Annotated in this window: 14 protein-coding genes; 12 read left to right on the forward strand and 2 right to left on the reverse strand. The window is 64.6% G+C overall.

Annotated features, from left to right (window positions below):
• Positions 1-40: 40 nt before the first annotated feature.
• The 6 genes from AC1RUR_RS02045 to AC1RUR_RS02070 all read left to right on the forward strand — a co-directional run bounded on the left by AC1RUR_RS02045 (position 41) and on the right by AC1RUR_RS02070 (position 5141).
• Positions 41-1006, forward strand: a complete 966-nt coding sequence (locus AC1RUR_RS02045) for an agmatinase (RefSeq protein WP_492840814.1) — start codon at positions 41-43, stop codon at positions 1004-1006.
• Positions 1007-1050: 44 nt separating this feature from the next.
• Positions 1051-1908: a transporter substrate-binding domain-containing protein gene (locus tag AC1RUR_RS02050; RefSeq protein WP_492840816.1), complete on the forward strand. Its 858-nt coding sequence runs from the start codon at positions 1051-1053 to the stop codon at positions 1906-1908.
• Positions 1909-1973: 65 nt separating this feature from the next.
• Entirely contained in the window at positions 1974-2633 is a 660-nt protein-coding gene (locus AC1RUR_RS02055) for an amino acid ABC transporter permease (RefSeq protein WP_492840818.1), read from the forward strand.
• 3 nt (positions 2634-2636) lie between these two features.
• The gene (locus tag AC1RUR_RS02060; RefSeq protein ID WP_492840820.1) at positions 2637-3356 is read left to right on the forward strand and encodes an amino acid ABC transporter permease; all 720 of its coding nucleotides are present in this window, start codon (positions 2637-2639) and stop codon (positions 3354-3356) included.
• Positions 3356-4168: an amino acid ABC transporter ATP-binding protein gene (locus AC1RUR_RS02065; protein ID WP_492840822.1), complete on the forward strand. Its 813-nt coding sequence runs from the start codon at positions 3356-3358 to the stop codon at positions 4166-4168. The genes AC1RUR_RS02060 and AC1RUR_RS02065 overlap by 1 nt, the downstream gene beginning before the upstream one ends.
• 4 nt (positions 4169-4172) lie before the next feature.
• Positions 4173-5141, forward strand: a complete 969-nt coding sequence (locus AC1RUR_RS02070; protein WP_492840824.1) for an arginase family protein — start codon at positions 4173-4175, stop codon at positions 5139-5141.
• 3 nt (positions 5142-5144) lie between these two features.
• Here the strand turns inward: AC1RUR_RS02070 and AC1RUR_RS02075 are convergent, their stop codons facing one another.
• Complete coding sequence (locus tag AC1RUR_RS02075) at positions 5145-6368, reverse strand: polyhydroxyalkanoate depolymerase (RefSeq protein ID WP_492840826.1); 1224 nt, start codon at positions 6366-6368, stop codon at positions 5145-5147.
• 194 nt (positions 6369-6562) lie between these two features.
• Here AC1RUR_RS02075 and AC1RUR_RS02080 point away from each other — a divergent pair, with 194 nt between their 5' ends.
• Positions 6563-7219 (forward strand): glutathione S-transferase family protein, encoded by a 657-nt coding sequence (locus tag AC1RUR_RS02080; RefSeq protein WP_492840828.1) that lies wholly within the window; start codon positions 6563-6565, stop codon positions 7217-7219.
• A gap of 279 nt (positions 7220-7498) precedes the next feature.
• On the opposite strand, the gene AC1RUR_RS02085 is transcribed toward AC1RUR_RS02080, so the two are convergent.
• Positions 7499-7723, reverse strand: coding sequence for a hypothetical protein (locus AC1RUR_RS02085; RefSeq protein ID WP_492840830.1), 225 nt, complete (start codon positions 7721-7723; stop codon positions 7499-7501).
• A 196-nt stretch (positions 7724-7919) separates the two neighbouring features.
• Between AC1RUR_RS02085 and AC1RUR_RS02090 the strand changes: the two genes are divergently transcribed.
• The 5 genes from AC1RUR_RS02090 (at position 7920) to AC1RUR_RS02110 (ending at position 13051) form a co-directional block, all read left to right on the forward strand.
• Positions 7920-8273 (forward strand): hypothetical protein, encoded by a 354-nt coding sequence (locus tag AC1RUR_RS02090; RefSeq protein ID WP_492840832.1) that lies wholly within the window; start codon positions 7920-7922, stop codon positions 8271-8273.
• Positions 8274-8595: 322 nt separating this feature from the next.
• The gene (locus tag AC1RUR_RS02095; protein ID WP_492840834.1) at positions 8596-9522 is read left to right on the forward strand and encodes an SMP-30/gluconolactonase/LRE family protein; all 927 of its coding nucleotides are present in this window, start codon (positions 8596-8598) and stop codon (positions 9520-9522) included.
• Positions 9523-9722: 200 nt separating this feature from the next.
• Positions 9723-10316 (forward strand): GNAT family N-acetyltransferase, encoded by a 594-nt coding sequence (locus AC1RUR_RS02100; RefSeq protein WP_492840836.1) that lies wholly within the window; start codon positions 9723-9725, stop codon positions 10314-10316.
• A 240-nt stretch (positions 10317-10556) separates the two neighbouring features.
• Positions 10557-12203: a GMC family oxidoreductase gene (locus AC1RUR_RS02105; protein WP_492840838.1), complete on the forward strand. Its 1647-nt coding sequence runs from the start codon at positions 10557-10559 to the stop codon at positions 12201-12203.
• 113 nt (positions 12204-12316) lie between these two features.
• Entirely contained in the window at positions 12317-13051 is a 735-nt protein-coding gene (locus AC1RUR_RS02110) for a hypothetical protein (protein WP_492840840.1), read from the forward strand.
• Positions 13052-13558 lie beyond the last annotated feature (507 nt).

Consider the following 13558-nt stretch of genomic DNA (forward strand, 5'->3'; position numbering starts at 1 on the left):
TTTGTTCGGCAAGACCAACCTGCTGTGACCTGGAGGACCTATGGTTCTGCCCCTGACGGTGCCGCCTTCGCTCAAGCACCAGAGCCTGCTCTGGTCGCCAATTTGCACCGATCTCGACGCTCTCGACGCGCACATTGCCATCCTCGGCATTCCCTACGGCAGCGCCTACGATGCCGCCGCGATCACCAATGATCAGTCGAAGGCACCCGATGCTGTCCGTTCGGTCACCGATCGCATCTGTCGTGGCCTGGAGCGCTACGATTTCGATGTCGGTGGCCCGATCTACGGCGGACGTGCCTTGAAAGTGGTCGATGTCGGCAACGTGCCTGCCGACATGACCGATCTCCGCAGCCACTCCGTCCGCGCTGAACAAGCGGTAAGCAAGATCCTTGCCGCAGGCGCCATGCCCATCACCATCGGCGGCGACCACGGCATTCCGATCCCGATCCTGCGTGCCTTCAAGGGCCATGGTCCGATCACGCTGATCCAGGTCGATGCCCACATCGACTGGCGCGACGAGGTGAACGGCGTTCGCGATGGCCTCTCGAGCCCGATCCGGCGGGCCTCCGAGATGCCCCACATCGGCGAGATCTTCCAGATCGGTATCCGCTCATCGGGCAGCGCACGGACCGAGGAGGTCGAGGCGGCGGCGGCCTACGGCTCCAACATCATTCCGGCGTTCGAGGTGCACGACAAGGGCATCGAGTCGGTGCTCGACCGGATTCCGGAGGGCGGTCAGTACTACATCACGATCGACGCTGACGGCCTCGATCCGACCGTCATGCCTGCCGTCGAGGGCCCGGCACCGGGCGGTCTCACCTTTCATCAGGTTCGTAAGCTCATCCACGGCCTGGTGCGCAAGGGACGGGTGGTCGGCATGGACATCGTGGAGATCACGCCGGCCATCGACGTCAACATGATCACCTGCATCACCGCCGGACGCCTGATCGTGAACCTGATCGGCGCCGCGGTGAGGGCAAACTATTTCGACGCGCCGCCCGCCTGAGGCGGCGGCAATCTTTGCGAACATTGACAACAGAGGGATCAGCCATGCGGAAGACCAATCGCACGATATTCGGCGTCCTGGCCGGCAGCGCCTGCCTCGCGCTGGTCGCGAGCCAGCCTGCCTTCGCGGAGACGACGCTGGACAAGATCAAGCGGACCGGCGAGCTGACGGTCGGCACCGAAGCTGCCTTTCCCCCGTTCGAATTCGTCAAGGACGGCAAGATCGTCGGCTACGGCTCCGACATCCTGGCCGAAGTGGTCAAGGAGCTCGGCGTCAAGAAGCTGAACCAGCTCGACCTGCCCTGGCAGGGCATCCTGCCGGGTGTGTTGGCCGGCAAGTTCGATTTTGTCGCCACCACGGTCGGCATCAACGCGGAACGCGCCAAGCGTTATGCCTACACCATGCCGATTGCCGACGGTTTGCCTTACGCCATGAAGCGCAAGGGCGACAAGCTCGCCAAGGTGGAAGACCTCAACGGCAAGGTGGTCGCAACCCAGCTTGCCTCGTCGACTGAGCCGGTCGCGCGTGCGCTCGATGCCAAGCTGAAGGCCGCCGGCGGGACGGGCTTCAAAGAGCTGAAGCTCTTCACCGCATATCCCGAGAGCTACGTGGCGCTCGCAAATGGCGAGGTCGATGCCGTGCTCCAGCCGCTGCCGAGCCTTGCCGCCCTCGTCAAGGACAAGTCCGATGTGTTCGAACTGATGGCGCCGATACCTCAGGACGGCGTGCACCCCTATCTCGCCTGGGTGACGCGGCCTGATGACAAGGATCTGCGCGACGCCATTTCCGGGGTGATCCGCAAGATGCGCGACGATGGCCGCCTCGTGGCCCTTCAGAAGAAATGGTTCGGCTTCGAGATGACGATCCCGGATCAGGACTATCTGCCGCCCGGAGCCCTGTAGCCGTTCGGTGCGGCGGCCAAGAGGGAACGGCGGACCAGGCATCTTCCGACAGAAAGGCCCGTGCCATGGGCTTCAAGCTCGACTATCTGCTGTCGATCCTGCCTCGCCTGATCGGTGCGGCGGCCGTGAACATCCGGCTGGCCGTTATCATCATGCTGCTGGCGCTTGCGCTCGGCACCGCGCTGACGATCGTCCGCGCGCAGAAGATCGCTTTGGTCAATGCCTGCATCGCCGTCGTCATCAGCTTCGTGCGTGGCACGCCGCTCCTGATCCAGATCTTCATCGCCTATTACGTGCTTCCGGCGGTCGGTCTCGACCTCTCGCCGGAGGTCGCCGGCGTCTCGGCCATCGCCTTCAACAGCATGGTGTTCGTCAGCGAGAGCATGCGCGGCGGTCTCGCCACCATCGACACCGGTCAGATCGAGGCTTCGACGGCGCTCGGGCTCCCGCCGCATGCCATCTGGCTCAAGGTGGTGCTGCCCCAGCTGTTCCGGCGCATCGTGCCGGTCCTGATCAACGAGGCGACGATCGTGGTGAAAGGCACCGCGCTGCTGTCGGTCATCACCGTCGTCGACGTGCTGCGCACGGCGCAGCAGATCGCCAGCTCCAGCTACCGGCCGTTCGAGACCATGATCGGCTCGGCGCTCGTCTTCCTCGTCATCAATCTCGTCATCAGCCTGTCCGGCAGGGCGGCGGAGAGCCGCTTCGCCGCGGCGCGGGTCTAGGCGATGCATTTCGATCCCGCCGTCCTGGTCGACTACTGGCCGCTGCTCCTGCAAGGGGCTTGGCTGACGCTCCAGGTCTCGCTTGCGGCCCTCGTGATCGGCTATGTCGCGGGGATTGCGGTTGCCCTGATCGCGCTGATGCCGGGTTGGCTGCCGCGGTTCGTCACCGGGATCTATGTCGAGATCCTGCGCAACATTCCTTTCATCATCATTCTCTTCGTCGTCTATTACGGCTTGCCCTTCTGGGGCATCCGGCTGCCGGCGACCCTGGTCGGTACCGTCGCGCTGGCGCTGTTCGCCAGCGCTTACTACGCCGAGATCGTGCGCGCTGCGATTCTCGCATTGCCGCGCGGCCAGTTCGAAAGCGCGCGTGCCATCGGCATGTCGCCGGCGAGCGCGATGTGGCATGTGGTGGCGCCGCAGATCCTGCGCACGCTGGTGCCGCCGTCCACCAACATGACGCTGACCATGATGAAGGAGTCGGCCGTCCTGTCCTCCATCACGGTGCCGGAGCTCACCTATCAAAGCCTCGTGGTGCAGGGAAACACCTTCGCGCCCTTCGAGGTGTTCGCGGCCGTCGCCTCGATCTACTGGCTGATCGCCGCAATCATCGCGGAAGCATCCAGGCGGCTGGAACGCAATGTCGGCGCCGTTCAGGACGAGGCGACCAGCCGCAACCGGATCGCCGACCGCTATCTCTCGCTGGTTGCGAGGAGGTCGTGATGAGCGCGACACCCGTCCTCCGCGTTTCCAACCTGACCAAGCGCTTTCACGGCGTCACCGCGCTCGACCAGGTCTATCTCGACGTGCATGCCGGTGAGATCGTCGCGCTGATCGGCCCGAGCGGATGCGGCAAGAGCACCCTGTTGCGCTGCCTGACCTGGCTCGAACAGCCCGACGACGGCTTCATCGAAGTCGCGGGCAAGCCATTGGGGCGCGAGTTGATGCCGGGCGGCGTCGTGCGCCGCCAGAGCGGCCGGCAGATCGACGCCCTGCGTCCGCAAGTCGGCATCGTCTTTCAGCAATTTCATCTCTGGCCGCACATGACCGCACTCGAAAACGTCGTGCGGCCGCAGACCGTGGTGCTCGGCCGCTCGCGGGCCGAGGCGACGCGGCGCGGCACTGAGCTGCTGACTCGGCTCGGGCTCGCGGACCGGATCGACCGCCATCCGCACGCGCTCTCCGGAGGTCAGAAGCAGCGCGTGGCCATCGCCCGCGCGCTGGCGATGGATCCGGCCCTGATGCTGTTCGACGAGCCGACCTCGGCGCTCGACCCGGAGCTGGTGGGCGAGGTGCTCGCCGTGCTGCGTTCGCTCGCCGGCATCGGCATGACCATGCTGGTCGTCACCCACGAAATCGGCTTTGCGGCGAGCCTCGCCGACCGTATCGCGTTCATGGACCACGGCCGCATCCTGGAAGAGGGGCCGGCGCGCGACATCATGGCCGCGCCGAAGGAGCCGCGCCTGCGCAACTTTCTCGACCTGGTGCGGGCGGACCTTCGCATGACCAGGACAACATCCAACCCCACGGAGTAACGCCATGCCCCGCATCAACCGGCCCTATGTCGGGATCCCGTCCTTCCTGCGCGCGCGGATCTGCGAGGATCTGTCCGCGCTGGACGCTGCCATTGCCGTGCTCGGCGTGCCGTTCGACGAAGGCTCGCCGTTCATGCCGGGCAGCCGCCTTGCGCCGCGCGCGCTGCGCGAGCACTCGCTGCGCTTCTACGGCAGCGGCCAAGGCTATTACGATCCGGAGACGAGGCGCGAATATCTGGTCGAGGAGATGTCACAGGGCCTGATCGCCGATGTCGGAGATGTCGATATTCATCCGGCCAATGCGCCGCGCACCTTCGAGAACATCACCGCCATGGTGCGCGGCATCCTCGATCGCGGCGCGTTTCCCGTGGTGCTCGGCGGCGATCATTCGATCACCTATCCGGTGTTTCGCGCCTTCGAGGAGAAGCTGCACGTCATCCATTTCGACGCGCATACCGACTACGCGCCGTTCGAGAACGATCTCACCATCACCAACAGCCATGCCTTCCGCCATATCGCCGGCATGGACAACGCGCTCAGCCTGACGCAGGTCGGCATCCGCAGCCTGCGTCATTCGCCGGCGCAGGTCGAGGATGTCATCGCCGGAGGCAACCGGATCATCCCGATGGGCGAATTCCGGCGGATCGGTCCGGAGGGGATCGCTGCTCTGCTGCCCGCCAATTCCCGCGTCTATGTCAGCATCGACGTCGACGCCATGGACATGTCGCTGGTCCCCGGCTGCGTCTCGGCCGAGCCGAACGGGATGAGCTATGTCGAGCTGCGCGACAGCCTGAAGGCGATCGCCGAGCGGCACGACATCGCGGGCTTCGACTTCGTCGAGGTCAATCCGCCGCTCGATGTCGGCACCGGTGTCACCGCCTATCTCGGCGCGCTGACCGTGATCGAATTCCTCGGCCACATCTGCGCCCAGCCACGCTGGGCCGCCCGCCGCAGCGCGCGGCGCGCCGCTTGAGTCTCACGAATTGACGTGGACGAAATCCCGCAGCAGCGGGTAGATCTCGTTGTTCCAGCGCTTGCCGGAGAACACGCCGTAATGGCCGACGCCGGCCTGCATGTGGTGGACGCGGCGATAGGCGCGCACGCTGGTGCAGAGGTCTTGGGCTGCGAGCGTCTGGCCGATCGAGCAGATGTCGTCCTTCTCGCCCTCGACCGTCATCAGCCCCATGCGGCTGACGGCCTTGGTGTTCACGGGACGGCCTCGATGCATCAGCTTGCCCTGCGGCAGCAGGTGCTCCTGGAACACATCGCGCACGGTCTCGATGTAGAACTCCGCCGGCAGGTCCATCACCGCGAAATATTCGTCGTAGAAGGTCTTGATGGTCGCCGCCTTCTCGTTCTCGCCCTTGGCGATGTGGTTGGCGAGATCCATGTGCTGCTTGATGTGGCGCTCGAGATTCATCGAGACGAAGGCCGTGAGCTGCACGAAGCCGGGATAGACCTTGCGCAGCGCGCCGCGGCACTGCACCGGCACGTAGTTGATCAGGTTCTGCTCGAACCAGTCGATCGGCCGGCTCTTGGCGAACTCGTTGACCCTGGTCGGCTGGATCCGCGTGTCGATCGGTCCCGCCATCAGCGTCAGCGTCGCCGGGCGCGAGGGATGGTTGCCCTCGCACATCACGGCGGCGGCCGCGAGCGCCGAGACCGACGGCTGGCAGATCGCCACCATATGCGGGCGCGGGCCGAGCTGTCCCAGGAAGTCGATGAGATGATCGGTGTAGTCGTCGAGCCCGAAACGGCCCTCGCTGCGCGGAATGTCGCGCGGATTGTGCCAGTCGGTGATGTAGACGTCGTGGTCCTGCAGCAGCGTCTTCACGGTGCCGCGCAAGAGCGTCGCGAAATGGCCGGACATCGGCGCCACCAGCAGCATGCGCGGCTGCTCCGCCACGCCATGCTTCTTGAAATGCAGCAGCGAGCCGAACGGCGTCGCGTAGGCGATCTCCTCGGTGATGGCGACCTCGCGGTTGCCCACCATGACGCTGTCGATGCCGTAGGCCGGACGGTCATAGGTGAGGGTGGAGCGCGAGATCAGCTCCAGCGCCGCCGAGAGCCGGCCGACCACCTGGTCCGACACGCCCTGGGGCACCAGATGGAGGAATTTGAGCGCGGACGAGGCGCCCGCTCGAAACGGCGCCGTCAAATCCATTTGGTTCTGAAAGGCCTGATAATACATCGACATCATTCTGAAACGCCCACCTGTCCCGTGCTGCCATGCAATATCGAAGCCAGAGCGGAGTCAAATCGCCCGCAAAACTGGCACATCGCTTGCTCTTCAAGCGGGGTGTACACATGGGAAAGCACAGGGAGTGGGCACCTCCGCGGGCCGGGCGGGGTGCAAAATCCGTTGCGAGTCTCAGGCGTGAGGGAAGGGGCCAAATGGCGAAAGCGACACTGACCATCAGCAGCAAGAACTACTCGTCCTGGTCGCTGCGAGGCTGGCTGTTGACGAAATTTTCCGGGCTCGATTTCGAGGAGATCGTGACCGCGCCCGACGACGCCTCCGCGCGTGCCGAAATCCTGTTGCTGTCGTCGTCGATCCTGGTGCCGTGCCTGCGGCACGACGGCGCCACCGTCTGGGACACGCTGGCGATCGCCGAGTACCTCAACGAGGTGATGCCGGCCTCCGGCCTGTTGCCGGATGATCGCGTCCAGCGCGCCCATTGCCGCTCGATTTGCGGCGAAATCCATTCCGGCTTCACCACGCTGCGCGCCTCGCTGCCGGTCAATCTGAAGGGGCACTTCCCCGGCTTCAAGATCTGGTCGCGCGCGCAGGCCGACATCGACCGCGTCTGGGCGATCTGGCGCGACTGCCTGGAGAAGTCGGGCGGCCCGTTCCTGTTCGGCGAGCGGCGCACCATGGCGGACGCGATGTACGCGCCGGTGGTGACGCGCTTCGTGACCTATGACGTCAAGCTCGAGCCGAAGCTCAAGGCCTATGCCGATACCATCATGGCCATGCCCGAGTTGAAGGAATGGATCGCGGCGGCCAAGGAAGAGCCGGCCGAGATCGAGGAGCTCGAGGTCGAATATTAGGCAGGCCCGGCGCTGCCTGCCTGTTTCGGGGGCGGGCGCCGTCTGGGGCGGTCGCGAGAGCCATGCCTTTTCCGCCGTTAACCTTTGGCAGCGGCTCCAGGCCTGAGTCAGCCTGGCGGTCTCGCAGATCTTGTGTACGAGAACAGATCTGCATCGACATCTAGCCGTGAACAGGCGTGGACAGAGCGATTCGGCCGATTCGGACGCGATTCGTTCGAACCGCGTTCCGAAGGTTAAGCCGGAGCGTGGCCCCGTCGCATTTTGGAACAGAAGCCGCGCTCAGGCGACGCCCGTGTGCTTCACGCGCGGCAGGCGCCAGCCGATCACGGTCGCTTCCACCGCGATTCCGGCCTCGTGGTTCTGCCAGCGTCCTTCGACATAGCGGCAGGCGAACGGCAGTTGATACGTTCCGCTGTGATCCTCGCACAGCACTTCGACCGGCAGACCAGCTGGCGGTTCTCCGGCGCCATCGAATTCCGCCAGACGTCTATCGCGCGTTGCCATTCCAAAAATCTCCCCTAATCAAAGCCGCGGAAAGAGCGCCCACTTTTTCCGCGCGCGGTTCACTGCTCCCTGTCCCAAGGATCGTCCAAAGGGAACAAGCCAAGCTCAACGCGAGAATGCGGTACGAGTGTGGTAGCCTCCGGCGGCTGCGCCCAAAAAGCGCACATTGCCGTGATCGATTTGACGAGGAACCTGCATGCCGCTTCGAAGCGCCGGCGTTTGTGTCGTGATGTTGCTGCTCGCCGCGCTGGCGATCGCGCCGCTCCGCGCGCAGGACGTGCCCGGCATCGAGATCTGCACCGTCGAGAAGACCATGGAGCGGCGCACCAGCTGCCTCCAGAGCAATGTCGATTTCCTGCAGAAGACGATCACCAAGCTCAACCTCGATCACCAGCAGAAGCTGGATGCCGCCAACCGCCAGATCGACGCGCTGAAGACGACGGTGGCCGGTTTGCAGAAGACGCTCGGCGATCTCCAGGCCACGCAGGTGAAGTTGGTTGACGATCTGAAGAAGAAGCAGGACGCGCCGCCGGCCAAGGACGCAAAGTAAAATGCTGCCGTGTCCCGGACGCGGCGCGGCATGACATGACGCGGCGCAGAGCCGGGACCCAGGGCTATGTGTGACCGTGGTGAGATGGGCCCCGGCTCAGCATCGCACCACGCCGCGAAGTGGCGGCGCGTTGCGCTGTATCCGGGGCACGAGAGAGCAATACTGATAGGTCCGGTGCGGCGGTTGGCGCGCAACGCTGGCATACCATCCCGCTTGCTTGGCAAGGCGGACCTGTTTTGCCATAACCGCAGGCAAATCTTGCGTGTGGGGCCCGTGCCGGACATCCCGTGCAAGCCATAACAAGCAGCCGGGAGGGTCTCACATGTCCAACGTCCGCGTTCTCGCCACCGACCTCGAATTTCCCGAAGGGCCGGTCGTGATGCCGGACGGTTCGATCGTGCTGGTGGAGATCCGCGGCCAGCGTCTGACCCGCATTTATCCCGACGGCCGCAAGGAGATCGTGGCCAAGGTGCCGGGCGGCCCGAATGGCGCGGCGCTCGGCCCCGACGGCAAGATCTACATCTGCAACAATGGCGGCTTCTCCTGGATTCCGACCGGCAAGATGATCATGCCGGGCCCGCAGCCGGATGATTACCTCGGCGGCTCGATCCAGCGCGTCGATCTGCAATCCGGCAAGATCGAGACCGTCGTCACGAAGTGCGGCGAGCACGATCTGCGCGGACCGAACGATCTCGTGTTCGACAGGCACGGCGGCCTGTGGTTCTCCGATCTCGGCAAGCGCCGCCCGCGCGAGATGGATGTCGGCGGCATGTACTACCTCAAGCCCGGCATGAAGGAGATCGTCGAAATCGTGCACGGCGTGCTGCCGGCCAACGGCATCGGCCTGTCGCCGGACGAGAACATTGTCTACATCGCGGAGACGCCGACCGCGCGGCTCTGGGCCTACGAGCTCTCCGCGCCCGGCATCCTCAAGCCGCGCGAGGTGATCTATCGCGGCGAGCGCGGCAAGCCGATCTGCGGCCTCGGCGGCTACCAGATGTTCGACTCGCTCGCGGTCGAAGCTGGCGGCAATGTCTGCGTCGCCACCCTCGTCTCCGGCTGCATCTCGGTGATCGCGCCCGACGGGACCCTGGTCGAGCAGGTGCCGACCGGCGACCGCGTCACCACCAACATCGCCTTCGGCGGCCCCGAGCTGAAGACCGCCTACATCACGCTGTCGGGCAAGGGCGAGCTGATCGCCATGGACTGGCCGCGCGGCGGTTTGCCGTTGAACTTTTTGAACAAGTGAGCCAAGCCGTCACTGTACGGAAGGCGAGGCAACTCTCAGACCCTCACCCTGAGGAGCGCGCCCTTCGCGTGCGTCTCGAAGGGCGAGGCCACCGGCGGGGCCTTCATCCTTCGAGACGCGCGTTCCGCGCTCCTCAGGATGAGGGTCTGGCAGTCTGGATTGCTTCGCTTCGCTCGGAATGACAACGGAGAGAGACTTCAATGCCCTGGCCTGATCCCATCACCCTGCGTGGACAGCACGCCCGTCTCGAGCCGCTGTCGCATCAGCATCGCGAGGGCCTGACGGAGGCCGTCAAGGACGGCGAGCTCTCAAAGCTCTGGTACACCGCGATCCCGCTGCCGGAGAACATGGGCAAGGAGATCGACCGCCGTCTCGGCCTTCAGGCCACGGGCTCGATGCTGCCGTTCACGGTGTTCGACGCCGGCGGCAACATCGTGGGCATGACGACCTACATGAACATCGATGCCACCAATCGCCGCGTCGAGATCGGTTCGACCTGGTACGGCAAGGGCGCGCAGCGCGGCCCGCTCAACACGCAGTGCAAGCTCTTGCTGCTCCGACATGCCTTCGAGACGCTGAACTGCATCGCAGTCGAATTCCGCACGCATTTCTTCAACCACCAGAGCCGCCGCGCCATCGAGCGCCTGGGCGCCAAGCAGGACGGCATCCTGCGCAGCCATCAGATCGCGCCGAACGGCACGCTGCGCGACACCGTGGTTTACAGCATCACCGCCGCTGAATGGCCGACCGTGCAGGCGCATCTCGAATTTCAACTCAACGACAAGCCGCGCTAGTCATGATGTGCACCGATCTTGCCGCGAGTTCGATCACCTCTCCCGTCGGGAGAGGTCGCGCCGAAGGCGCGGGTGAGGGGACCGGTCTCTCGTGGGACCTGATCCCCCTCACCCGATTTGCACCGGACGATGCTGCGCATCGCCGGGAGCAAATCGACCTCCCCCCTACGGGGAGAGGTGTTGGTGCCCGCGGCTGCAATTCTCTCAATCTCACGACACGCTAAGGGCGGCCGAGGCACCATGGACAGATTTGATTATGTGATCGTCGGCGCGGGCTCCGCCGGCTGCGTGCTCACCAGCCGGCTGAGCGAAGATCCGAACACCAGCGTTTGCGTGCTGGAGGCGGGCCCTTCCGACTGGCATCCCTACATCCATCTGCCGGCGGGCTTCATCAAGACCTTCCACATGAAGAGCATCAACTGGGCCTACCAGCAGGAGGTCGGGCCCTGGACCGGCGGGCGCAGCATCTACGCGCCGCGCGGCAAGACGCTCGGCGGCTCGTCCTCGATCAACGGTCACATCTACAACCGCGGCCAGCGGATGGATTTCGACACCTGGGCGCAGATGGGCAATCGCGGCTGGGGCTATGCCGACGTGCTGCCCTACTTCAAGCGGCTGGAGAAGCGGGTCGGCGAAGGCGAGGACACCTATCGCGGACGCGACGGCAACCTCATCGTCACCACCATGAACTGGCGCGATCCGCTTTGCGAGGCCTTCATGGAGGGCGCGGTCTCGCTCGGCATCCCGCGCAATCCTGACTATAATGGCAAGACCCAGGAAGGCGTCTCCTACTGCCAGCGCACCATCAACAACGGCCTGCGCGTCTCCGGTTCGACCGCGTTCCTCAAGCCCGCGATGAAGCGGCCGAACGTGCATGTGCACACGCATGCGCACGCGACCGAGATCATCTTCGAGGGCAAGCGCGCCGTCGGCGTGCGCTACACCAAGGGCGGCCGCGGCGGGACGCCGGTGGAGGTGCGCGCCGACAAGGAAGTGATCCTCTCCGGCGGCACCTATAATTCGCCACAACTGCTGCAGCTCTCCGGGGTCGGCTCGCCCGATCTGTTGCAGCAGCACGGCATCGCGGTGCGCCACGCGCTACCGGTTGGCGAGGGTCTGCAGGACCACTACGCGCCGCGCACGGTGGCGCGCGTCAAAGACATCAAGACCATCAACGAGCTTCGCCGCGGCGTCTCGCTGTGGATCGAGGCGCTGAAATGGGCGACCGCGCGCAAGGGCCTGCTCTCGCTGTCGCCGACCATGGTCTATTGCTTCTGGCACTCCGGCGAGAGCGCGGACAGTTCGGACCTGCAACTCACCTTCACGCCGGCGTCCTACAAGGAAGGCGTGCAAGGCCAGCTCGAGGACGAGCCCGGCATGACGGTGGCGTCCTGGCAGCAGCGCCCGGAGAGCCGCGGCTATGTCCGCATCCGCTCCAGCGATCCCTTCGCGCCTCCGATCATCCAGACCAACTATCTCGATGCCGAACTCGACCGCCGCGTCATCGTCGGCGGCATGAAGCTCGCGCGGCGACTGCTGAAGAGCGCGCCGCTGTCGCCCTATTACGCCTACGAGGATTTCCCCGGCCCGAACATCAACACCGACGACGAGTTTTTGGCCGCCGCCACCGAACGCGGCACCACCACCTTCCACCCCGGCTGCACCTGCCGCATGGGCCCGGCGGATAGCACCTGGGCGGTGGTCGACGACGAGCTCCGCGTCCACGGGCTCGAGGGCCTGCGCGTGATCGACGCCTCGGTGATGCCGCGCATGATTTCGGCGAACTTGAACGCGTCGACTATGATGATCGCGGATCGCGCCTCGGACCTGATCCGCGGCAAGCAGCCGATGGAAGCCGCGCGCGTGCCGGATGTGGCGGTGGCGTGAGACGCTGCTGCGTAGGGGGAGCCCCGCGACTGCGCGAAGCGCAGCTCGCACGGCGTAAATTGAGCTGGATTCGAACCTCAGCCTCCATGGGGCGATCCTAAGGGAGTGAACTCGTGGGTGTCTCAGTCTTCGTTTTCGAAGAGCGCGCCGTGTCGGAATCATCGGATCAGCGCGACTGGATCAAGCGGGAGATCGAGGCCGCCTCAAAGGCCAGCCGGGACAAGCCCAAGTCGTCAGGGCCCCGGTTGCAAAAATGGTTTGAGAATATGCGTGGTTCGTTTCCATTGATTCAGGAGGCGCATCCCGACGATGCCACCGGTACGGAATACTGCTTCTATAAGAATGTGATCGACGTGACCTTTGCGAGCTCTGTCGGGGAACGAGGGGTCCTCAGGGCGTGGCAGCTTGCGGAGAAGTACGGCCTGCGTGTCTTGTTCTGGGATGACGTGCTGCCTCGGATCGCGCCGGCAGAGGAAGGCCTCGATCTTCCGGGTCTGAACGGCCGCCTGTCAGGCAAGCCAGGGGCGGCGAATCAAGTCTGCTTCGTTGTATTCGATCCTGACGTTACGGGAGTTGCCCCGCGCGAAGCGAGAGTATGGGTGCGGCAGCGGCTCGAAGCAGGACCATGCGGCAAAGATCGATCAATTTTGGTCAGCGATCGGTTGAGGCGGTGGATGGATCAATATGCAGCTCGCAAGCTGGGTGCATTGGTCTCGGAGACACGGTTTTGCGATGATCTTGTGTTCATTCGCGTGAGCAGAAAAAACAGCGCCTCGATGATCTCGCCAATTATGGAGCTGTCGCATGCGCTCGACCTTCCATTTGAGGTCTATACGGACATCGACTAGGCGATCGCTTACCCGTCGGGCAAAACACCCCGCGACCCCGTCAATCCCTCTGCGAAAAAATATTCCACTTTACCGAAATTCGGAATTGCGGCATACATCGACACAGCCCGGCCCACGAAGAGGGGCGGTTCGCGAGTCGTTCGAAACGCGGGCCGGGTTGCGGTGGACGCGGCAGCGTCGTGCGCGAGAGGCGTGGGCAGGGCGGGTGGTCCCTGTGAGCCCGAGGCTTCGTGCGGACGAGCGGCGCTGAAGTCCGGCGAAGCCTTTTGGCGAAGCCGGATGAGCTGCGTACGGCAAAACCGTGTGGTCCTGGCCGTCGTTGCTACGGTCAAGCCTGTCGCGGAGATGTGCGCGAGCCCAACCGGGCGGACGGCATCGTCAATTCGCGGGGCGAGGGAGGCCAGAAGGAAAGTTCGGCTCCCGGGAGAGCACGGCATAAGCCGTCCGACCACTGCGCAGGGAAGGCCGTGTGTTCGGTTTCACCTGTATGCCGCTGTGCAGTTTTTC

This window comes from Bradyrhizobium sp. GW821-FHT12B03 (assembly GCF_058807535.1).

Coding starts and splice junctions, on each gene's coding strand:
- AC1RUR_RS02090 (WP_492840832.1), top strand. CDS start 7,920: ATGCCGCTTCGAAGCGCCGGCGTTTGTGTCGTGATGTTGCTGCTCGCC.
- AC1RUR_RS02085 (WP_492840830.1), bottom strand. CDS start 7,723: ATGGCAACGCGCGATAGACGTCTGGCGGAATTCGATGGCGCCGGAGAA.
- AC1RUR_RS02055 (WP_492840818.1), top strand. CDS start 1,974: ATGGGCTTCAAGCTCGACTATCTGCTGTCGATCCTGCCTCGCCTGATC.
- AC1RUR_RS02080 (WP_492840828.1), top strand. CDS start 6,563: ATGGCGAAAGCGACACTGACCATCAGCAGCAAGAACTACTCGTCCTGG.
- AC1RUR_RS02045 (WP_492840814.1), top strand. CDS start 41: ATGGTTCTGCCCCTGACGGTGCCGCCTTCGCTCAAGCACCAGAGCCTG.
- AC1RUR_RS02060 (WP_492840820.1), top strand. CDS start 2,637: ATGCATTTCGATCCCGCCGTCCTGGTCGACTACTGGCCGCTGCTCCTG.
- AC1RUR_RS02105 (WP_492840838.1), top strand. CDS start 10,557: ATGGACAGATTTGATTATGTGATCGTCGGCGCGGGCTCCGCCGGCTGC.
- AC1RUR_RS02070 (WP_492840824.1), top strand. CDS start 4,173: ATGCCCCGCATCAACCGGCCCTATGTCGGGATCCCGTCCTTCCTGCGC.
- AC1RUR_RS02050 (WP_492840816.1), top strand. CDS start 1,051: ATGCGGAAGACCAATCGCACGATATTCGGCGTCCTGGCCGGCAGCGCC.
- AC1RUR_RS02065 (WP_492840822.1), top strand. CDS start 3,356: ATGAGCGCGACACCCGTCCTCCGCGTTTCCAACCTGACCAAGCGCTTT.
- AC1RUR_RS02095 (WP_492840834.1), top strand. CDS start 8,596: ATGTCCAACGTCCGCGTTCTCGCCACCGACCTCGAATTTCCCGAAGGG.
- AC1RUR_RS02075 (WP_492840826.1), bottom strand. CDS start 6,368: ATGATGTCGATGTATTATCAGGCCTTTCAGAACCAAATGGATTTGACG.
- AC1RUR_RS02100 (WP_492840836.1), top strand. CDS start 9,723: ATGCCCTGGCCTGATCCCATCACCCTGCGTGGACAGCACGCCCGTCTC.